Here is a 21,618-nt window from a genome sequence, read left to right as displayed (position 1 = left end):
ATCATGAGCACTGTTGTTCTCTTTGAACACCCTCTGAATGAGAAGATGCGCACCTGGCTGCGCGTTGAGTATCTGATTGATCAGTTGCATGAGACCGTGCCGGTAAACGGTTCGGTATCGGCACTTGGCGTTTTCCGTATCCTCAGCGATTTATTGGATATTTTTGAACGTGGGGATATGCGTACCGAATTGCTAAAAGAACTGGAGCGCCAACAGCAAAAATTACGCGCGTGGCTGGATGTGCCAGGCATTGACGAACTGCGCGTTAATAATTTGCGCCAGCAGTTGAAACAATGCTCGAGCGAATTAATGGCTGCACCGCGTATGGGCCAGCAATTACGTGAAGATCGGCTGGTTGCTCTGGTGCGTCAGCGTCTGAGCATTCCCGGCGGCTGCTGCAGTTTCGATCTACCAAGCCTGCATATTTGGTTGCACCAGGAACAAGCCGTGCGTGATGTTCAGGTGAATAGTTGGCTGGAGTCACTGAATCCACTGCGTAACAGTTTGACGATGATCCTCGATTTAGTGCGCCAGTCTGGCATATTTCGTCACCAAACCAGCCTCAATGGCTTTTATCAGGATAATGCCGAAGGATCTGATTTACTGCGCCTGCAATTAACGCTGGAAGATGCGCTGTATCCGCAAGTTTCGGGCCACAAAAGCCGCTATGCGATTCGTTTCCTGCCGTTAGACAGTGAACGTGGAGAAGTACCCGCCCGACTGAATTTTGAATTAGCTTGTTGTTAGAGGACGTTATGCCGGAAGAGATGATTACTGTACCTTGCCCCAACTGTCGTCGCGATGTGATTTGGGATGAATTAAGCCCGTGGCGTCCATTCTGCAGTAAACGTTGCCAACTGATTGATTTAGGTGAATGGGCTGCAGAAGAAAAACGCATTCCCAGCAGCGGCGACCAGATGGACAGCGATGACTGGAGTGAAGAACAGCAATAAATAAGAAAGGGGCTTAGCGCCCCTTTACTTAAATCTCGCCAGCCACTAATCGGCTAATCAATTCATGGTTCGCTGGAGGAAACTCATCCGCGACCAACGCCTGCTGGTCCACCCAACGTTGTGGCTGACCTTCTCGGCCATAAGGTTCACCGTTCCAGCCTTCGACCAGAAAGAAATGCAGAGTAACGCGCAGATCTTCATAACTGTGATCGGCTTGGCCAATCGCACTTGCCAAGGTGACTTCAATACCCGTTTCTTCCATCAACTCACGCTTGAGCGCCTGCTCAGCGGTTTCATCCTGTTCAATCTTTCCGCCAGGAAACTCCCATTTATTCGCCATGTAGGAGCTTGCCGCGCGCTGTGCAAGAAAGATTTGATGTTCTGTATTGCGAATGATGCCCACCGCAACCTGCAGGTGTTTCATAAGCTGAATTCCGCTTTTAATAAATGAGCGCTGAGTGTAAATCAGACATCGGATGATGTTAACCACTGAGAGGAAAGTGACGTATCGCGCCGCACAAAAGCTGTTGATTAAGACATGTCGTAATGATCGCAACCGGGAATGTTGGGAATACTCGCAGCCACTTTCTTCTGCCAAACCCGATTACCTATGGAATTCAAAGAAACAACGTTTTTGGCGCAAAATACGCCGGAACAATTACATGCCTTACGCCATCTGGTATTTCACGACATCCTGACCTTAGACAGCGCTCAGAACACGCTGACATGGTGGCCTGAAAACAAAATCATTCCGTTGAATGAAGCGCAAAAACGATTTTTTTCCTGCCTATTGCTGAAGATCACCTCAAAACGTCAGATTATTGCCACGGTGTGGAATGAGAGCTATCCGAGCATCAGCGACAACAATTACCATCAGCTACTGTTTCAGAGCCGGGCACTGTTGAGGCGCTCCGGCTTGCCTGATGGTCTGCTGGTGACGTTGCCATATCATGGCGTGCGCCTAAACGAAGAGAAACTCATGGCGATAACACGCTAAACGCCAGTAAAAAAAAAGGAGCCCTAAGGCTCCTTTTTATCAGGCCAGACGACCGTGACACTGTTTGTATTTTTTACCGGAACCACATGGGCAAAGATCGTTACGGCCCACTTTACGTTCTCCGCCTTGTGCGGCTAACGCTTCGGCTGCTGCGGTGGCATCGTCAACATGGCTCAACTGTTGCTGCTGCGCTAAACGTTCCGCTTCTTCACGGCGCTGCTGCTCCATCGCTTCAACTTCTTCTGGCATGCGCACCTGAACTTTGCTCAGGGTGCTGATCACTTCGTATTTCAGTGACTCCAGCATCGCCGCAAACATAGAGAAGGATTCGCGCTTGTATTCCTGCTTCGGATCTTTCTGCGCATAACCGCGCAGGTGGATGCCCTGACGCAGATAATCCATCGCCGCCAGGTGCTCTTTCCACAGTGAATCCAGCGTTTGCAGCATCACGCCTTTCTCGAAGTTGCGCATCATCTCTTCGCCGACCACTTCTTCTTTAGCAGCATAGCTTTCCGCCGCGTGGGTCATGATGCGTTCGCGCAGCGTCTCTTCGTGCAGATCGGGCTCTTTATCCAACCACTCAGCAATGGGCAGATTGAGATCGAAGTCATTACGCAGACGCTCTTCCAGACCAGCAACATCCCACATCTCTTCCAGCGACTGCGGAGGAATGTAGGTATCAATGGTGGTTTTGTAGACATCCTCACGAATGCTGTTGATGGTTTCAGACACATCAGACACATCCAGCAGTTCGTTACGTTGGCTGTAAATGGCGCGACGCTGATCGTTGGCAACGTCATCGTATTCCAGCAGCTGTTTACGAATATCAAAGTTACGGCTTTCAACTTTACGCTGAGCGTTGGCAATTGCTTTGGTCACCCATGGATGCTCAATCGCTTCGCCTGGCTTCATGCCCAGTTTACGCATCATGTTAGATACACGATCTGAAGCGAAGATACGCATCAATGCATCTTCCATCGACAGGTAGAAGCGTGAAGAACCGGCATCCCCCTGACGACCCGCACGACCACGCAGCTGGTTATCGATACGGCGAGATTCGTGACGCTCAGTACCAATGATATGCAGACCGCCCGCAGCCAGCACCGCATCGTGACGCAGCTTCCAGGCTTCTTTCATCGCCTGAATCTGTTCTTCGGTTGGCTCGTCCATCGCGGCAAGCTCAGCCTGCCAGCTACCGCCCAGCACGATATCGGTACCACGACCGGCCATGTTGGTTGCGATAGTGACCGCTGCAGGTTGACCCGCCTGAGCAACGATATCCGCTTCGCTGGCGTGGAACTTGGCATTCAGTACGCTGTGTTTAATGCCCACGCGCGTCAGTTCGTTAGAAACGACTTCCGATTTTTCAATCGAAATGGTACCCACCAACACCGGCTGCCCTTTGGCAGTGCAGGCACGGATGTCTTCGATAATAGCGTCGATCTTCTCTTTTTCGGTCATGTAGACCAGATCGGCCATATCTTTACGCACCATCGGACGGTTGGTTGGTACCACGATAGTGTCGAGCTTATAGATGGAGCTAAATTCAAATGCTTCGGTATCCGCGGTGCCGGTCATACCAGCCAATTTCTCGTAGATACGGAAGTAGTTCTGGAAGGTAATGGAAGCCAGCGTCTGGTTTTCATTCTGAATTTCCACGCCTTCTTTCGCTTCAATCGCCTGATGCAGGCCATCAGACCAGCGGCGACCTTGCATGGTACGGCCGGTGTGCTCATCAACGATGACCACTTCGCCATCTTTTACGATGTAATCAACGTCGCGAGTGAAGAGCGCGTGAGCACGCAGCGCCGCAGTAACGTGGTGCATCAACATGATGTTAGTCGGTGAGTAGAGTGACTCGCCTTCTACCATAATGTTTTGGCTAACCAGCAGTTCTTCAACTTTTACCAGACCGCGCTCGCTCATGTGTGCCTGGCGCGCTTTTTCATCAACCCAGAAATCACCTTCACCCTGGAAAGTTTCAGAGTCTTCTTTTTCCTGACGCACCAGATGCGGAATGATTTTGTTAACTTTGGTATACAGCTCAGAACTGTCTTCAGCTGGGCCAGAGATGATCAGTGGCGTACGGGCTTCATCGATCAGAATTGAGTCAACTTCATCAACCAATGCGTAGTGCAGTTTTCGCTGCACACGTTCTTCCGGGCTGAACGCCATGTTGTCGCGCAGGTAGTCGAAGCCATATTCGTTATTGGTGCCGTAAGTAATATCAGCGGCATAGGCTGCACGCTTCGCCACGGCAGGCATATTTGGCAGGTTAATACCGATGGTCAGGCCCAGAAATTCGAACAATGCACGGTTGTTTTCGGCATCACGCTGCGCCAGATAGTCGTTGACGGTAACCACGTGCACACCTTTGCCGCTCAGCGCATTTAGGTAGGCTGGCAAGGTCGCAGTTAGGGTTTTACCTTCACCGGTACGCATCTCTGCGATGCAGCGCTCGTTCAACACCATGCCGCCAATCAGCTGTACATCAAAGTGACGCATACCGAATACGCGCTTACTCGCTTCGCGTACGGTGGCAAAGGCTTCTGGAATCAGGCTTTCAAGGCTTTCGCCTTTTTTCAGACGTTCACGGAACAGGTCGGTTTTCGCTTTCAGCTCGTCATCAGAGAGCTTCACGAAATCTGGCTCCATCTTGTTAATGACGTCGACGATTTTGCGCATACGGCGCAGAGTACGATCATTGCTGCTGCCGAATACTTTAGTTAACATTTTGATTAACATGATAAATTTTTCTCAATTCAGCCGTGATCTCACGGACTGCAAAATCTGATACAGGGTGTGGAAAAAACGTTAGCAGTTAAGCAGGGAAAGGCCCGGCGCGGATGCCATGAATAGCAGCCTGCCAGTCAGCAGAGGAATGGATGTGCGGTTCGTTGTGACGCAAGTTTTGTTGCGGCTCAACTACAGTCAGTGCTTGCGCGGGAGAGGTCAGTAACGCCTGAAGCGAACCAATCAACGCCAACCTTTGTGCCGCTAGCGGCACAGCTTGGTCGGACTCCGCCTGAGCCGGCGGTGTCATGCTAAAGGAAAGGTGGCGGATAACCGTGCGGATCGCGTGCTGATGCCAATAATCGACGTTGAAATTCGGCCGACGAGCGCTTTCCTGCAAGCGAATCAGGTGATCAAAATGGACAACATTGCCAACAAACAGGCTGCTGATCGGTGAATCGGTCGCCTTGGGCTCAGAGCTTTGCGCGCAAGCAGGCAAACCTAAGCTGGCCGCAACCATCCCCAACAGGAGATGTGGCCAGAAATAGCGTCTGCCTAATTGTCGCCAGCGTGAGAAAATCCCGATCACAATCCGTCCACAATGCATTGAATAAAGTGATAAAGCGGGTGCAATAATCTGCGTTACCCAGCTTATATGAGCGCCAGATGATAGCACTTATGTGGGACTTCGACACCAGTGATTAAAGGGCCTTCGGCGGAATTCACGTTTTTTTGTACAGGGTTTCGCCAGTCACAACAGCGAAATGAGATCGGTTTTGCAGGATTAAAAGCGAGGTAATAAAAAACGGCAGGCTCAACTGACCGGAGAGGGTGTCAGCGAAACCTGCCGTTTTATTTCTGACTTACGCCAGAACTAAATTTGGTGCTTTAAATGCCAATGGCAGTTCAGCTTCATCTTCGAAGGTTGCCCATTCCCAGGCTTCCTGCTTAGCCAGAACCGCTTGCAGCAACTTATTGTTCAACGCATGGCCCGATTTAAAGGCGGTAAAAGCGCCAATAACGTTATGGCCGCACATGAATAAGTCGCCGATCGCATCGAGCATTTTATGACGAACAAATTCGTCTTCAAAGTGCAGACCGTCTTCATTTAATACGCGGAAATCATCGAGGCCAATCGCACAATCTAAACTACCGCCCAGGCACAGGCCTTTAGACTGCAGATATTCGATTTCACGCATAAAGCCAAAAGTGCGCGCACGGCTGATTTGGCGAACAAAGTTCTCAGCCGAGAAGTTGAGCTGGTAACGCTGCGAGCTTGAGTCAATCGCAGGGTGTTTGAAGTCGATAGTAAAGTCGAGTGAAAAACCGTTGTACGGCTTAATCTCGGCCCACTTATCGCCATCTTCCACACGCACCGTTTGTTTAACACGGACGAATTTCTTCGCGCTGTTCAACTCTTCGATGCCTGCATCCATCAGCAGATAGACAAAAGGCGCGGCACTGCCATCCATAATCGGGATTTCCGGTGCATCAACTTCAACGATAATGTTATCGATGCCCAAGCCCGCCAATGCAGCGTTCAGGTGTTCAACTGTTGAAATACGCACGCCTTCATCATTCACCAGGCAAGTACTAAGCATGGTGTCGCGCACATATTTTGCATCAGCCGGGAAATCTACCGGTGGATTCAAGTCAGTGCGACGATAGATGACCCCGGTGTTAGCCGACGCAGGGCGTAACGTCAGTGTGACTTTCTTGCCGGTATGTAAACCGACACCAGTCGCCTGAACAATACGTTTTAATGTCCTTTGTTTGATCATCGCTTTATCTCGCAATATTACCCTTCCGACCGCCAGTATAAATTACCAGCGGGGGAATACTTTAGCACAAAGAGCGGAGAATCCCAATTCTCAGGATATTCTTAGTCTGCCTGCTTACGCAAGAAGGCTGGAATATCAAGGTAATCGGGTTCTTTGCTGGATGCTGCTGGCTGATCATTTACCACTTTCGCAGCCGGTTTTTGCTCTTGCGGCAGCGGCGCCATGCCGTGCTGCTGATAGCGATGATCCATTACAGGCTGCGTGGCCGGTTTGTTAGTCACCAAGGTGATTTCCGGGCGCTTATCCATGCCAATGCCAGTCGCAACCACGGTTACACGCAGTTCGTCGTTCATCTCTGGATCCAGAGAAGTACCGATAACTACGGTTGCGTTATCAGATGCGAAGGCGCGGATGGTGTTACCCACGGTTTCGAACTCATCAAGACGCAGGTCGAAGCCCGCAGTGATGTTGACCAGCACGCCGCGTGCGCCGGACAGATCGATATCTTCCAGCAGTGGGCTGGAGATCGCCATTTCTGCCGCTTCTTCTGCACGATCTTCACCGCATGCCACGCCTGAACCCATCATGGCGTAACCCATTTCTGACATCACGGTACGCACGTCCGCGAAGTCGACGTTCATCAGGCCAGGACGAGTAATCAGTTCAGCGATACCCTGCACAGCACCTTTCAATACGTCGTTGGCTGCGCCAAATGCATCGAGGAGAGAAATGCCGCGACCCAGAACTTTCAGTAGCTTGTCGTTTGGAATAGTGATCAGTGAATCGACATGCTTAGAGAGCTCAGCGATACCCTGCTCAGCAAAAGCCATACGCTTTTTGCCTTCAAAGTTGAATGGCTTCGTCACCACCGCAACGGTCAGGATACCCAAATCTTTCGCCACTTCCGCCACAACTGGCGCCGCACCGGTACCGGTACCGCCGCCCATGCCGGCTGCGATGAATACCATGTCTGCACCATCCAGCGCAGCACGCAGTGCTTCGCGATCCTCTTCCGCAGAGTTACGACCCACTTCTGGGTTCGCACCTGCACCGAGACCTTTAGTAATATTGGTCCCGATCTGGATCGTCTGGCCGACCGCTGTTTTACGCAACGCTTGTGCATCGGTGTTCACAGCGAAGAATTCCACACCTTCGATACGCTCGCGTACCATGTGCTCTACGGCGTTGCCACCGCCACCGCCGACGCCGATGACTTTAATCACCGCGTCATTGGTTAATTCCATAGGTTCAAACATGATTTCTCTCCGTTATGTGCCTGTCGCCTGGAGATCATAAAAATTGCCAGCATGATCTCCTTTTTCAAAAATTAAAATTCTTTCTTCAGCCAGCTGTTGATTCGCTTAAACCAGTTGCCCACTGAAGCACGTTTTTCCGTTTCTGCATCACCGTTCATGTGTGACTCTTTGCCGTAATGCAGCAGGCCTACTGCCGTAGAGTAATACGGCTCCTGCGCATAATCCGTCAGCCCGGTGATGTTAAGCGGCTGTCCAATGCGCACTTGCGTGTGGAACACGCGCTGTGCGCAGGCTGCCAAACCTTCTATCTGCGCCGCACCACCGGTCAGCACGATACCGGCCGCCAGATGATGTTTTACGCCTTGCTGGCGCAGCTGCTCCTGTAGTTGCAGAATCTCGTCATTAACCAGATTCAACAGTTCGGTATAACGCGGCTCGATCACTTCAGCCAGCGTTTGACGTTGCAGGCTACGCGGTGGGCGCCCACCAACGCTCGGCACTTCGACATTTTCGTCTTTGCCAACAATCGAGCCTAATGCACAACCATGACGCACTTTAATCGCTTCTGCGTCTGTCGGCGGTGTTCCAAAAGCGTAAGCGATATCGCTGGTTACCACGTTACCTGCATACGGGATCACTTTGGTATGACGCAGTGCACCGCCAGTATAGACAGCGATATCCATTGTACCGCCACCGATATCAACAACACAGACTCCCAGCTCACGTTCATCTTCAGTCAACACTGAGAAACTGGAGGCCAGTCCGGCAAAAATCAGTTGGTCAACTTTCAGGCCGCAACGTTCAACGGCTTTGACAATATTTTTTGCCATATCGTTGTGACAGGTGATCAAATGTACTTTCGCCTGCATACGCACGCCGGAAAGTCCCACTGGATTCTTGATGCCTTCCTGATAATCGATGGCATATTCCTGCGGAATAACATGCAGGATGCGATGCTCATCACGAACGCGAACGGATTTGGCCGTATGCACCACGTTCTCTACATCATCCTGAGTCACTTCCTCTTCCGAAATCGGAACCATCCCGATTTCGTTCTGGCAACTGATATGTTTGCCCGATAAAGCAAGGTAGACCGATGAAATCTGGCAATCTGCCATCAATTCAGCCTGATCGATGGCGCGTTGTACGCATTTCACCACCGATTCAAGATCGTTTACGCCGCCTTTATCCATACCGCGAGACGGGCAACTGCCCACCCCAATAATATTAACCATACCATCGGGCAGAATTTCCCCAACCAGGGCGGACACCTTCGCGGTGCCAATTTCGAGTCCTACTACCAGTTTTCTGTCCGTTGCCTTGATCATTGTGGTTTAGCCTGTGCCTGGTTCTGTTGCTGATTACTGTCCTGTGGCTCAATCGGTGCAGCGGCCCAACCTACTGCGGCGCCGGAGTCATAGCGCAAATCAACGTATGTGATGCGCTGGTTCTGACTCAGGCCCTGCTGCTGCAAATCCGGATAAAGCTCAATAAAACGGTTCAGACGCTTCATGGTATCGCTACGACCTAATTCAATGCGCACATCGTCACTGGTCACTAATTGCCACGAGCGCCGCGCCGTCATCGACGCGACCTTCAGGGTAAACTTGTTAGCCTTCAATACATCACTCATGGTGTGATAGCCGGCTAACACCTCGTTTTCACTGCCTTCCGGACCGTACAACATCGGCAAGGTTTCTTTGCCAACGTGACTGGCCGGGACGCTGAAGGAGACACCATCGGCGTCCACCATATGTGAGTCGTTCCAACGTGCAACCGGAACATACTCCACCAGATTTATCTTCAGCTCATCAGGCCACTGCTTCCGCACACTGACCTGCTTAATCCAGGGTAAACGTTCAATCTGCTGCTGGATGATATCCACGTTCTGCGACATGAACGTTCCCGGCGCGCCAAGGGATAAAATGGCCTGGCGAATATCATCATGCGTGGTGTAGTGGGTTTGACCCGTCACCACCAGCTTCGATAGCGGCAAGCGTGATGCGTCATTCATCCACTTCAGCACCACAAGGCCGCCCGCCACCATAATGCCCAACACAATCAGCAGGAACACCATGCCAAACAGTCGCGCACCGTTGCTTCGCCCGGAGCCTGTACGCTCCTGAGGTTCGCGATTGCGTACTCGTATCGCTGCCTGAGACATATCAGTCAGCCAGCTCCAGAATACGCGCCACCAACTGCGGGAAGCTGTATCCCGCCTGCTTAGCGGCCATCGGCACTAAACTGTGGCTGGTCATGCCTGGCGAGGTATTCACTTCCAGCAGTTGGAAATTACCCTCACTGTCAGCCATCACATCAACGCGACCCCAGCCGCTGCAACCCAATGCACGCCAGGCTGCCCACACCAACGTCTGCAATTCAGCTTCCTGCTCAGCGCTTAAACCGCTCGGACAGAAGTATTCAGTATCGTCAGAAATGTATTTAGCTTCATAGTCATAGAACTCGCTGGCAGTTTTAATTCTGATCGAAGGCAGAATTTGCTCACCCACGATGCCTACGGTGTATTCTGCGCCGCTCAAAAAAGCCTCGATTAGCACGTCATTATCGTGGCGGAATGCCTCATCCAGCGCGGCGGGCAACGCTTCCGCACTGTTTACGCGGCTGATGCCAACGCTGGAGCCTTCACAGCTTGGCTTTACAAACAGCGGCAAACCCAGCGCTTCAATGGCGGCGATGGTATCTGCATCTAAACCTTGTTCGTGCTGCTGACGCGTCAACCAGACGAATTTGCCTGATGGCAATCCCCTGCCCTGCCACAGCAATTTGCTACGCAGTTTATCCATGGTGATAGCCGAAGCCATTACACCGCTGCCGGTATACGGCAGTTGCAGAAAATCCAGCACCGCTTGTAGCGTGCCGTCTTCACCACCACGACCATGCAAAGCAATAAACGCTTTAGCGAAGCCCTGCTGTTTCAGATTCAGTACCGACACATCACGCGTATCAACAGCGTGAGCATCAATGCCCATTTCACGCAGTCCGGCCAACACCGCCGCACCTGACATCAGCGACACTTCGCGCTCTGCCGAGGTGCCGCCCATCAATACGGCTACCTTCTCAGTCATGACGCGCCTCCGCCTTTACCGCAGGCTGCAATTCGCTTTCGGCCAGCTTACGGGCAATCTTGCCTATGTTACCGGCACCCTGAACGATCACCAGATCGTCGCCCGACAGTAATGGCGCCAGGGCGTCTGGCAACGCGTCATGCTCAGAGACCAGAATCGGATCAACCTTGCCGCGATTACGAATCGCTCGGCACAGTGAGCGGCTGTCGGCGCCTGGAATTGCGGTCTCGCCCGCCGGGTAGACATCCAGCATCAGCAGCACATCCACCTGTGAAAGCACATTGGCAAAATCATCAAACAGGTCACGCGTACGCGTGTAGCGATGCGGCTGGAACACCATCACCAGCTTCTTCTCTGGCCAGCCTGCACGAGCGGCTTTGATGGTGACATCCACTTCGGTGGGATGATGGCCGTAATCATCGACCAGCATCGCGCTGCCCGGGTTGCCATTGACGGCAGCGGTATCAAACTCGCCCAGTACGTCAAAGCGGCGTCCGGTGCCCTGGAAACTCTCCAGCGCGGCCAGAATCGCGTTATCGTCAATGCCTTCTTCGCTGGCTACAGCGACCGCCGCTGCCGCGTTCAAGGCGTTATGACGGCCAGGCGCATTCAGCGTCACTTTCAGCTCCGGCTTATCGTGGCGGAGGATAGTAAAATGTCCTCGCGCGCCGCGCTGCTCATAATTCTCAATGCGCACATCAGCGTCATCGCTAAAGCCGTAGGTTGTCACCTGGCGGCCTACGCGCGGAATCAGATCACGAATCACCGCATCATCCACGCACATCACTGCACGTCCATAGAATGGCAGGTTGTGCAGGAAGTTAATGAAGGTCTGCTTCAGGTTCTCAAAATCGCCCTGATAGGTGTCCATGTGATCCGCTTCAATGTTGGTGACAATCGCCACCATTGGTTGCAGATGCAGGAAGGACGCATCACTTTCATCTGCTTCGGCGATCAAATAACGACTGCTGCCCAGACGTGCATGCGTGCCGGCTGCTTTAACTAATCCACCGTTAACGAACGTCGGATCCAAGCCACCTTCCGCATAAATACTGGTCACCATTGCGGTAGTGGTGGTTTTACCGTGCGTGCCAGCGACGGCAATGCCATGACGGAAGCGCATCAGTTCGGCCAACATCTCAGCGCGGCGAATCACGGGAATGCGCTGCTCGCGCGCGGCCACCAGTTCAGGGTTATCCTGCGACACGGCAGTCGACACCACGACAACGCTGGCATCGGTGACGTTTTCCGGGCGGTGATTGAAATAAATCGTCGCGCCCAGCGCAGCCAGATGCTGTGTTACCGCGTTCGGCGCCAGATCAGAACCGCTGATGTGATAGCCTTCATTCGCCAACACTTCGGCAATACCGCCCATGCCAGCACCACCGATGCCGACAAAGTGAATGTGCCGGACGCGACGCATCTCGGGCACAATAGAACGCAGTTTTGCCAATTGTTGTGTATTCATCTGTTTCAATTACCTGTTTTTCCCGTTTGTACCTGCTGAAGGTACGGGCCAAATCATCTGGCCGATTAATTTACTTCGCGACACGTGCCACTTCATTTGCAACCCGCTCGGTTGCATCGGGAATCGCGACCTGACGGGCTTTTTCTGCCATCGCCAGTAATGTTTTGCGATCCCAGTGACGCAGCGTGTCCGCTACCACAGCCGCCGTAAATTGCGGCTGCTCGAAAATTTTGGCTGCGCCCGCTTTTTCCAGCGGCAACGCATTCCAGTACTGCTGACGATCTTTATGCTGAAACGGCACGAAAATCGCCGGTAAACCAGCGGCAGCCACTTCGCTCACCGTTAATGCACCTGAACGGCACACCACCACATCAGCCCATGCATAGGCTTCGGCCATGTCATCGATAAATTCGGTGACCTTATGTTGTGGCTGGCCAGCTGTGCGATAAGCCTGCTGCACGATTTCCAGCCCACCTTTACCGGTTTGATGCCAAACCGTAATGGCTTCGCCCAACTCTGCGGCCACTTGCGGCACGGTCTGGTTGAGGATGCGCGCGCCCTGGCTGCCACCGACTACCAGCACACGAATCGGGCCGAAACGTCCGCTCAGTCGCTCTGCCGGTAACGGCAACGCTAACACATCGGTACGCACCGGATTTCCCACCACTTCAGCGGTGGGAAACGCGCCTGGAAATGCCTGCATGACTTTGGTGGCGATTTTCGCCAGCCATTTGTTGGTCAGCCCGGCAATACCGTTCTGCTCATGCAGCACCACCGGAATACCGCAGCTCCATGCCGCTAAGCCGCCGGGACCTGAAACGTAGCCGCCCATGCCCAGCACCACATCCGGCTGCCAGCGCTTCATGATGCGGCGCGCCTGGCGCCATGCATTGAAAATGCGTACCGGTGCCAGCAACTGCGCTTTCACGCCTTTACCGCGCAACCCGCTGATGCGGATAAAATCAATTTCGATGCCGTGTTTTGGCACCAAATCTGCTTCCATACGGTCAGCGGTTCCCAGCCAGCGGACCTGCCAGCCTTGTTCCATCAGGTGATGGGCTACGGCCAGACCGGGGAACACGTGTCCGCCAGTACCGCCTGCCATGACCATCAACCGTTTGCCACTCATCGAACACCTCGGGTAAACGCCTGCGCTTTCGCCAGACGCGTTTCATAATCAATGCGCAATAAAAACACGATTGCAGTCGACATAATGATCAAGCTCGAACCACCGTAACTGATCAGCGGCAGTGTCAGACCTTTGGTCGGCAGCATACCTGCGGCTGCACCGACATTCACCAGCGCCTGAAAGCTAAACCACACGCCAATTGAGCAAGCGAGGAAGCCTGAGAAGCGCTGATCGATTTCCAGAGCACGGCGCCCAATCGACATCGCGCGAAAAGCGACGAAGAATACCATCAACAGCGCTAAAACCACACCGACATAACCCAACTCTTCACCGATGATGGAGAAGATAAAGTCGGTATGTGCTTCTGGCAGATATTCCAGTTTTTGTACCGAGTTGCCTAAGCCCTGTCCCCAGAACTCACCGCGACCAAATGCCATCAGGGATTGCGTGAGCTGGTAGCCGCTACCGAAGGGATCTTCCCACGGGTTCCAGAAGGAGGTCACGCGGCGCATACGATAAGGTTCGGCGATGATCAGCAGCACCACAGCGAAAATACCGGAACCGATAATGGCCAGGAACTGCCACATTTTCGCACCCGCGAGGAACAACATCGCCAGTGTGGTAACAAACAACACCACCACGGTGCCGAGGTCCGGCTGCGCCAGTAATAGAACTGCCAGCACCACCATCACACCCATCGGCTTACAGAAGCCCCAGAAGTTATTACGCACCTCTTCTACCTTGCGTACCAGATAACTGGCGAGATAGCAGAACAGCGTTAACTTCGAGAGCTCAGCCGGCTGAATACGCAGTGGGCCAAGCGCGATCCAGCGCGATGCGCCGTTGACTGAGCTACCGACGACCAAAACGATCAGCAGCATCACGACCGAAACCATTAACATCACGTTGCTGTAGCGCTGCCAGAAATCCATCGGGATACGCAATGTCACCAGCGCCATGCCGAACGCCAGCGCGATATAAAACGCATCACGCTTGGCAAAGTAGAACGGATCTTCATTCAGACGTTGACCGACTGGCATCGACGCCGATGTCACCATCACAAAGCCTATCAGCGCCAGCCCAAAGGTCAGCCACAGCAGCGTGCGGTCATACAGCACCACCGGCGCATCATCATTCTCGCGTGCGCCCATCACCCAATCGCGCAGGCGCAGTGACAGATAGTTGGCGATACCGGCTCCAGGAATGCGCATCAGCTCAACTCCTTCGCCAGTTGCGCGAACTGATCGCCGCGCTGTTCAAAATTACGGAATTGATCGAGGCTGGCGCAGGCTGGTGATAACAGCACCATATCGCCGGCTTTCACCTGAGCAGCAATCTGCGTCATCGCCTGCTGCATCGTGTCGGTGCGTGTTGCGATCGCCGGACGCAGTGCCGCTAAGGCATCACCATCGCGGCCAAAACAGAACAGCTTCACGTTGTCACCTTGCAGATAGCGCGCCAGCGGAGTGAAATCAGCTGCCTTGCCGTCGCCGCCAAGCAGCAGCCACAAGGTTCCTTTTACCTGCAGGCCATTCAGTGCCGCTTCGGTGCTGCCGACATTGGTGGCTTTGGAATCGTTAATCCAGCGCACGCCATTAGCTTCATGCACCAGCTGGAAGCGATGTGCGAGGCCGGTAAACGTCGTTAAGGCTTTCAGGCTTGAAGCTCGCGGAATGTTCACCGCATCAGCCAATGCCAGCGCCGCCAGTGCATTGGTGTAATTGTGCTGGCCGACCAGCGTCATCTCATCCGTATTCAGGACTTTCTCGCCCTTTGCCCGCAGCCAGATGCTGCCCTGCTGCTGATTGAGATGATAATCGCCGAGATTAATGCCGAAGCTGACACAGCGCTGATCAACACCGCGCACAGGCATGGTCATGCCATCGTCAGCATTCACCACGCAGACGCTGGCGTTTTCGTAGATACGCAGCTTGGCCGCACGATACTGCTGCATGCCCAGCGGATAGCGATCCATATGATCTTCAGTAAGATTGAGGATCGTCGCGGCCGCGGCTTTAAGACTGTGTGTGGTTTCCAGCTGGAAGCTGGAGAGTTCGAGCACATAAAGTTGTGCTGGCGATGTCAACAGGGTTAACGCCGGCAGGCCGATGTTACCGCCAACTCCCACCGACCAACCTGCTGCACGGGCCATTTCGCCAACCAGCGTCGTCACGGTGCTTTTGCCGTTCGAACCGGTAATCGCCACAATCGGTGCCTGAGCTTCACGACAGAACAGCTCAATATCGCCAATAATCTCAATGCCTGCGTCAGCAGCTTCGCTTAAGGCTGGATGTGCCAGTGCGATACCCGGACTAGCAATAATCAGATCCGACGCCAGCAGCCAATCGCTGTTGATACCGCCAACATAGCGCTCAACCGAGGCTGGCAGCTTGTCCAGTCCCGGCGGCGAGACACGGGTATCCATCACGCGTGGCGTAACACCTTGCGCGAGGAAGAAATCAACACAGGAGAGACCCGTAATGCCTAATCCGATGATGACGACTTTTCTGCCCCGATAGTCAGCCATGATTAACGTACCTTCAGCGTTGCCAGGCCAATCAGCACCAGCATCAGCGAAATAATCCAGAAGCGCACGATGACGCGCGGCTCCGGCCAGCCTTTCAATTCATAGTGATGGTGAATCGGTGCCATGCGGAAAATGCGTTGACCGCGCAGCTTGAACGAGCCCACCTGAAGAATGACCGACAGCGTTTCCACAACAAACACACCGCCCATAATTAGCAGCAAGAATTCCTGACGCAGCAGCACTGCGATGGTGCCGAGTGCGCCACCCAATGCTAAAGAGCCGACATCGCCCATGAACACTTGCGCGGGATAGGTGTTAAACCACAAGAATCCGAGGCCCGCCCCGACGATTGCGGTACAGACAATCACCAGCTCGCCCGCATGACGTAAATAAGGAATGTGCAGATACTCTGCGAACTTGACGTTACCGGTCGCCCACGCCACCAGCGCAAAACCAGCCGCCACGAAAACGGTAGGCATAATAGCCAGGCCATCAAGGCCATCCGTTAGGTTTACGGCATTACCGGTTCCGACAATCACGAAGTAAGCCAGTACCACGTAGAACAGGCCCAACTGCGGCATCACATCTTTAAAGAACGGCACCACCAGTTGTGTTGCAGGTGTGTCTTTACCCGCAATAAACAGCGCGAAAGCAACTGCAAGGGAAATCACGGACATCCAGAAATACTTCCAGCGCGCGATCAAGCCTTTGGTGTCTTTGCGTACCACTTTGCGATAGTCATCGACAAAGCCGATGATGCCAAAACCCACCAGCACCACCAGAACACACCAGACATACGGATTCGACGGATAGGCCCACATCAGCACCGAAATAGTGATAGAGGTGAGGATCATCACGCCGCCCATGGTTGGCGTGCCGCGTTTGCTGAAGTGCGATTCTGGGCCGTCGTTACGCACCACCTGGCCGATCTGCAGTTTCTGCAGCCAGGCAATTAGACGCGGGCCCATCCACAGAGAAATGAACAAAGCGGTCAGCAGGCTGACAATGGCGCGAAACGTCAGATACGAGAAGACGTTAAAGCCGGAATAAAATGCGACCAGATGTTCGGCCAGCCAGACTAGCATGTTCCTTTCTCCTGTAAGCTCTGTACTACCTGCTCCATGGCGGCACTACGTGAACCTTTAACCAAAATAGTGATGTCCTGATGTTCGGACAGCAATGTGCGTAAACGTTCAGTCAATGCGGTTTTAGTGGCGAAATGCTCGCCTTTACCGCTGCTTTCACCAATCAGTTGACTCAACGTTCCCGTACTCAACACGCAATCAATGCCTGCGGCTTTAGCCGCATCGCCGACCTGCCGATGACATAGTTCAGCTTCATCACCCAATTCCGCCATATCACCGACCACCATGACGCGATAACCCGGCATATCGCCCAGCACCTGCGCGGCGGCAGTCATTGATCCGACATTGGCGTTATAGCTGTCATCCAGCAGCAGTTGATTCTCCGCCAGACGAATCGGGAACAATCTACCAGGAACAGGCTGCAAGGTTTTAAGGCCAGTTTGAATCGCAGTCAGCGGCACATCTACGGACAACGCTAGCGCTGCAGATGCTAACGCATTCGCGATGTTATGCCGGCCCGGCAGCGGCAATTCCACGGCGATATCGCCGCGTGGCGTATGCAGCGTGAACCGCGTGGCATCTGCTCGCAGTACGATTTCACTGGCGCGGAACTCTGCATCAGCCATGGGCTGCGGCGAGAAGCGCCACAGCGTTTTATCGACAAACTGTGATTGCCAGTTGGCAAGATCGTTGCTGTCAGCGTTGACGATAGCGGTGCCGTGTACCGGCAAGCCGCCAAATATTTCGCCTTTCGCTTTTGCCACACCTGCCAGCGAACCAAAGCCTTCAAGATGGGCTGCGGCAAGGTTATTCACCAGCGCGGTTTCCGGGCGAACCATATCTGTGGTGTAAGCAATTTCGCCCTGATGGTTAGCACCCAGCTCAATCACTGCGTAAGCATGTTCTTTGGTAAGACGCAGCAGCGTCATCGGCACGCCGAAGTCATTGTTCAGATTGCCCGCGGTATAGAGTGTTTCGCCACACTGGCGCAAAATCGCGGCGGTCATCTCTTTAACCGAGGTTTTACCGGATGAACCGGTCAGCGCCACTACGCGTGCTTTCGCCTGCTGGCGCACCCACGCGGCGAGTTGTCCAAAGGCAATGCGCGTATCAGCGACCACCACCTGCGGTACAGAAATCGGCAGCAGCTTGCTGACCAGCAGCGCCTGTGCACCGTTGGCCATGGCGTCGCTGGCGAAATCGTGGGCATCAAAACGTTCACCCACCAGCGCCACAAACAGGCTGCCGGAGGTCACTTTGCGTGTATCGGTGGTGACATCAGAAATGGTTAAATCTGTGCCATGCAGCTGTCCGCCGCTGATGTCTGCCAGCGTTTTGAGAGAAACAGGAATCATGCCATCACCCCCAACAAACGGGCGACGGTGTCGCGATCGGAGTAATCTAAACGGCGATTGCCAATGATTTGATAATCTTCATGGCCTTTTCCTGCGACCAACACGATGTCATCCGGGCTGGCTTGCATAACTGCGTTGGTTACCGCCTGCGCACGCCCTGAAACCACGCGCGCGCGGCCCGGATCGAGCAGACCGGTAAGGATGTCATTCACAATCGCCATCGGCTCTTCGCTGCGCGGGTTATCGTCGGTAATCACCACGATGTCGGAGAATTGCTCCGCAATCGCGCCCATCAGAGGACGTTTGCCTTTATCACGATCGCCGCCGCAGCCAAACACACACCACAGCTGACCTTTACAGTGCAGACGTGCCGCTTCCAGCGCTTTTTCCAGCGCATCTGGCGTGTGAGCATAATCGACAACCACCGTGGGTTTTTCTGACGCGGTGAACACTTCCATGCGGCCACAAACCGGCTGTAGCTGCGGTGCAGTTGCCACCAGCGCATCAAGCGGATAATCCAGCACCAGCAGCGTACCCAGCGCCAGCAACAAGTTGCTCACGTTGAAAGCGCCCATCAGGCGGCTATCAAATTCGCCGTTGCCCCAGCTGGAGCTAAATTGAATATGTGCACCGCCGTCGTGATAATTCACCGCCGTGGCTTTGAGCCAGCGGCCATGACAGCCAGATGGTAAATTGTCGTCTATGGTGACTGCCACGGCATCGGGCAAGTTAGCCAGCCAGCGACGCCCAACGTCATCATCAGCATTGATGATCGCTTCAGCGACCTGATGCTCAGAGAACAGTAACCATTTAGCCGATTCATAGCTCTGCATATCACCGTGGTAATCAAGGTGATCGCGGCTCAGGTTAGTAAATACCGCAGCCGCAAACGGCAATGCTGCGACGCGATGCTGCACCAAACCGTGAGAGGAAACTTCCATTGCCGCCAGGGTTGCGCCCTGTCTGACCAGATCATTCAGGACATGCTGCACATCCACCGCAGAACCTGTGGTGTTTTCAGTTGCCACCAGTTGACCGTAAAGGCCATTGCCCACCGTGCCCATTACTGCACCGGTTTCACCCAGCAGATTAGCCCATTGCGCCATCAACTGAGTGGTGGTGGTTTTACCGTTGGTGCCAGTGACACCAATTAATTTCAGTTTGCTGGCAGGCTGCTGATAGAAGCGTCCGGCTAATGCAGAGAGGCGCTGCTGCAACTGCGCCAGATAGATAACCGGGACGCCATGCATCTCGCGGATATCTCCATCGCTGGCCTCACCTTCGGCTTCGGCAATTACTGCCGCAACGCCTTGAGCGATAGCCTGCGGAATAAAACGACGTCCATCAGCATGATGGCCCGCCACGGCGATAAACAGATCGCCAGAAGCCGCAGCGCGGCTATCTAGTGTCATGTCACGGAGTGGACGCGCCGGCGCACCCGGCACCCACGGTGCCAGTAAGTCGCGCAGGTTACGATCTGTCACTTGATCCCTCACTTCTATTCTTTACCAACTCGTTTTTATCAACTGTCGGCAGCGCATCAGGTTCGATATTCATGGTACGCAACACGCCGCCCATGATGGCGCCAAACACCGGTGCTGAAACCGCACCACCATAATATTTACCGGCCTGGGGATCGTTGATCACCACCACCAGCGCAAAACGAGGACGGCTGGCAGGCGCAACGCCTGCGGTATAAGCAATGTATTTGTTGACGTAACGTCCGTCCGGCCCAACTTTCTTGGCGGTACCGGTTTTAATGGCAATGCGATAGCCTTTGATAGCGGCTTTAACCCCACCACCGCCTGGCAACGCAACGCTCTCCATCATGTGCATCACCGTTTTCACCAGGTCTTCCTGAAAAACGCGCTCACCCGCCACTGGCGGGTCAACTTTGGTGATGGACAGCGGGCGATTGACGCCGTAACTGCCAATGGTTGCGTAGACTCGCGCTAACTGTAACGGCGTTACCATTAGCCCGTAGCCGAAAGAGAAGGTGGCCCTCTCTATGTCAGACCACCGTTGTTTTTGAGGGTATAAGCCACTACTTTCCCCGACCAGCCCCAAATTGGTCGGTTTACCCAGTCCAAAGCGCGCGTAAGTATCTACAAGTGCTGAGGAGGGCATCGCTAACGCCAAACGTGAAACCCCGACGTTACTCGACTTCTGTAAAACCCCGGTAAGGGTCAATTCGTTGTAACGCGCCACGTCTTTGATCTCATGACCATTAACGCGGTACGGCACGGTATTCAGTACGCTGTTTTCTTTCACTACACCGCGCTGCAGCGCCGTCATCACTACCATCGGTTTTACGGTAGAGCCCGGCTCGAAGATGTCAGTAATCGCGCGGTTACGCATCACGTCCTTCGGCGTGTTGCTGAGATTATTGGGGTTATAAGCGGGGCTATTCGCCATCGCCAGCACTTCACCGGTGTTCACATCCACCAACACTGCCGTGCCCGATTCCGCTTTGTTGAACGCCACGGCGTTATTCAGCTCGCGATATACCAGTGCCTGCAAACGTTCATCAATACTCAGCGTCAGGTTATGCGCCGCACGACTGTCCACGGAGGAAATGTCTTCGATGACGCGGCCGTTGCGGTCTTTGCGTACGGTACGTTCGCCCGGTGCGCCGGTCAGCCATTTGTCGAAGCTTTTTTCGATGCCTTCGATACCTTGACCATCGATATTGGTGAAGCCAATCAGGTGCGCAGTGACCTGGCCTGCTGGATAATAGCGGCGCGACTCTTCACGTAAGTAGATGCCCGGCAGTTTGAGTTTTTTTACATACTCGCCAATCGCCGGGTTGACCTGACGCGCCAGATAAATAAAACGCCCTTTTGGGTTGGCGTTGACGCGTGCTGCCAGCTGATCAAGCGGAATCGATAACGCATCCGACAGTGCTTTCCAGCGACTATCCAGCGACACGCCGCCGTGCTCAGCGAGCTCTTTCGGATCGGCCCAAATCGCATTCACCGGCACACTCACCGCCAGCGGACGACCTGCACGATCGCTGATCATGCCGCGCGCGGTGGGAACTGATTGAACGCGCAGCGAACGCAAATCGCCCTCTTTCACCAGCTTGTCAGGGTTGATCACCTGCAACCACGCTACGCGTGAAAGCAGTCCGCCCAGCGCCAGTAAAATGCACCCGCACAGTAACGCAAAGCGCCAGCTTACAAAGCTGGCCTTATTTTCTTGTTTTTTTATCTTCAGCGTTTTGCCTGCGCCACTCATTAAGTTCTGCG

Annotated in this window: 19 protein-coding genes; 3 read left to right on the top strand and 16 right to left on the bottom strand. The window is 53.7% G+C overall.

All coding sequences use genetic code 11. The annotated features are described in order from the left end of the window. Positions 1-3 precede the first annotated feature (3 nt). Both zapD and yacG read left to right on the top strand, forming a co-directional pair. Positions 4-747 (top strand): cell division protein ZapD, encoded by a 744-nt coding sequence (gene zapD / locus AC6I8K_RS03465; protein WP_483816814.1) that lies wholly within the window; start codon positions 4-6, stop codon positions 745-747. Between the two features lie 8 nt (positions 748-755). Then, positions 756-953, top strand: coding sequence for a DNA gyrase inhibitor YacG (gene yacG, locus AC6I8K_RS03460; RefSeq protein ID WP_064737573.1), 198 nt, complete (start codon positions 756-758; stop codon positions 951-953). A 28-nt stretch (positions 954-981) separates the two neighbouring features. Here yacG and mutT read toward each other — a convergent pair whose 3' ends face one another. Continuing rightward, the gene (mutT, locus tag AC6I8K_RS03455; RefSeq protein ID WP_064737574.1) at positions 982-1,377 is read right to left on the bottom strand and encodes an 8-oxo-dGTP diphosphatase MutT; all 396 of its coding nucleotides are present in this window, start codon (positions 1,375-1,377) and stop codon (positions 982-984) included. Positions 1,378-1,563: 186 nt separating this feature from the next. On the opposite strand from mutT, the gene AC6I8K_RS03450 reads away from it, so the two are divergent. Further along, positions 1,564-1,950, top strand: coding sequence for a winged helix-turn-helix domain-containing protein (locus AC6I8K_RS03450; protein WP_483816813.1), 387 nt, complete (start codon positions 1,564-1,566; stop codon positions 1,948-1,950). A 39-nt stretch (positions 1,951-1,989) separates the two neighbouring features. On the opposite strand, the gene secA is transcribed toward AC6I8K_RS03450, so the two are convergent. The 15 genes from secA to AC6I8K_RS03375 form a co-directional block, all read right to left on the bottom strand. Then, positions 1,990-4,695, bottom strand: a complete 2,706-nt coding sequence (gene secA / locus AC6I8K_RS03445) for a preprotein translocase subunit SecA (protein ID WP_064737576.1) — start codon at positions 4,693-4,695, stop codon at positions 1,990-1,992. 76 nt (positions 4,696-4,771) lie between these two features. Then, entirely contained in the window at positions 4,772-5,272 is a 501-nt protein-coding gene (secM, locus tag AC6I8K_RS03440; protein ID WP_483816812.1) for a secA translation cis-regulator SecM, read from the bottom strand. Positions 5,273-5,546: 274 nt separating this feature from the next. After that, entirely contained in the window at positions 5,547-6,464 is a 918-nt protein-coding gene (lpxC, locus tag AC6I8K_RS03435; RefSeq protein ID WP_497826235.1) for a UDP-3-O-acyl-N-acetylglucosamine deacetylase, read from the bottom strand. Between the two features lie 101 nt (positions 6,465-6,565). Next, positions 6,566-7,720, bottom strand: a complete 1,155-nt coding sequence (ftsZ, locus tag AC6I8K_RS03430; protein ID WP_008108602.1) for a cell division protein FtsZ — start codon at positions 7,718-7,720, stop codon at positions 6,566-6,568. A 71-nt stretch (positions 7,721-7,791) separates the two neighbouring features. Beyond that, complete coding sequence (gene ftsA, locus AC6I8K_RS03425) at positions 7,792-9,048, bottom strand: cell division protein FtsA (protein ID WP_007888634.1); 1,257 nt, start codon at positions 9,046-9,048, stop codon at positions 7,792-7,794. Further along, entirely contained in the window at positions 9,045-9,884 is an 840-nt protein-coding gene (ftsQ, locus tag AC6I8K_RS03420; RefSeq protein WP_483816811.1) for a cell division protein FtsQ, read from the bottom strand. The genes ftsA and ftsQ overlap by 4 nt, the downstream gene beginning before the upstream one ends. Before the next feature lies 1 nt (position 9,885). Next, positions 9,886-10,806 carry a D-alanine--D-alanine ligase gene (locus AC6I8K_RS03415; RefSeq protein ID WP_483816810.1) on the bottom strand — a complete coding sequence of 307 codons (921 nt, stop codon included), beginning with the start codon at positions 10,804-10,806 and terminating at the stop codon, positions 9,886-9,888. After that, complete coding sequence (gene murC / locus AC6I8K_RS03410; RefSeq protein WP_483816809.1) at positions 10,799-12,274, bottom strand: UDP-N-acetylmuramate--L-alanine ligase; 1,476 nt, start codon at positions 12,272-12,274, stop codon at positions 10,799-10,801. Before murC ends, AC6I8K_RS03415 begins: the two co-directional genes overlap by 8 nt. A 70-nt stretch (positions 12,275-12,344) precedes the next feature. Next, complete coding sequence (gene murG / locus AC6I8K_RS03405; RefSeq protein ID WP_497826234.1) at positions 12,345-13,403, bottom strand: undecaprenyldiphospho-muramoylpentapeptide beta-N-acetylglucosaminyltransferase; 1,059 nt, start codon at positions 13,401-13,403, stop codon at positions 12,345-12,347. Then, positions 13,400-14,614, bottom strand: coding sequence for a cell division protein FtsW (gene ftsW, locus AC6I8K_RS03400; protein ID WP_483816807.1), 1,215 nt, complete (start codon positions 14,612-14,614; stop codon positions 13,400-13,402). The genes murG and ftsW overlap by 4 nt, the downstream gene beginning before the upstream one ends. Beyond that, a complete protein-coding gene (murD, locus tag AC6I8K_RS03395) occupies positions 14,614-15,930 on the bottom strand; it encodes a UDP-N-acetylmuramoyl-L-alanine--D-glutamate ligase (protein ID WP_497826233.1) in 1,317 nt (438 codons plus the stop codon). Before murD ends, ftsW begins: the two co-directional genes overlap by 1 nt. Before the next feature lie 2 nt (positions 15,931-15,932). Further along, positions 15,933-17,015, bottom strand: a complete 1,083-nt coding sequence (gene mraY, locus AC6I8K_RS03390; RefSeq protein ID WP_007888613.1) for a phospho-N-acetylmuramoyl-pentapeptide-transferase — start codon at positions 17,013-17,015, stop codon at positions 15,933-15,935. Continuing rightward, entirely contained in the window at positions 17,009-18,370 is a 1,362-nt protein-coding gene (gene murF, locus AC6I8K_RS03385) for a UDP-N-acetylmuramoyl-tripeptide--D-alanyl-D-alanine ligase (protein ID WP_497826232.1), read from the bottom strand. The genes mraY and murF overlap by 7 nt, the downstream gene beginning before the upstream one ends. After that, the gene (gene murE, locus AC6I8K_RS03380) at positions 18,367-19,854 is read right to left on the bottom strand and encodes a UDP-N-acetylmuramoyl-L-alanyl-D-glutamate--2,6-diaminopimelate ligase (RefSeq protein WP_497826231.1); all 1,488 of its coding nucleotides are present in this window, start codon (positions 19,852-19,854) and stop codon (positions 18,367-18,369) included. The genes murF and murE overlap by 4 nt, the downstream gene beginning before the upstream one ends. Further along, positions 19,841-21,607, bottom strand: coding sequence for a peptidoglycan glycosyltransferase FtsI (locus AC6I8K_RS03375; protein WP_483816803.1), 1,767 nt, complete (start codon positions 21,605-21,607; stop codon positions 19,841-19,843). Before AC6I8K_RS03375 ends, murE begins: the two co-directional genes overlap by 14 nt. Positions 21,608-21,618: the final 11 nt, after the last annotated feature.

This window comes from Pantoea sp. X-Soil-ISGK-421, from assembly GCF_059730785.1.
Note: the sequence above shows the minus strand (reverse complement) of the source record. Positions and strands in the feature narration are given on the sequence as shown.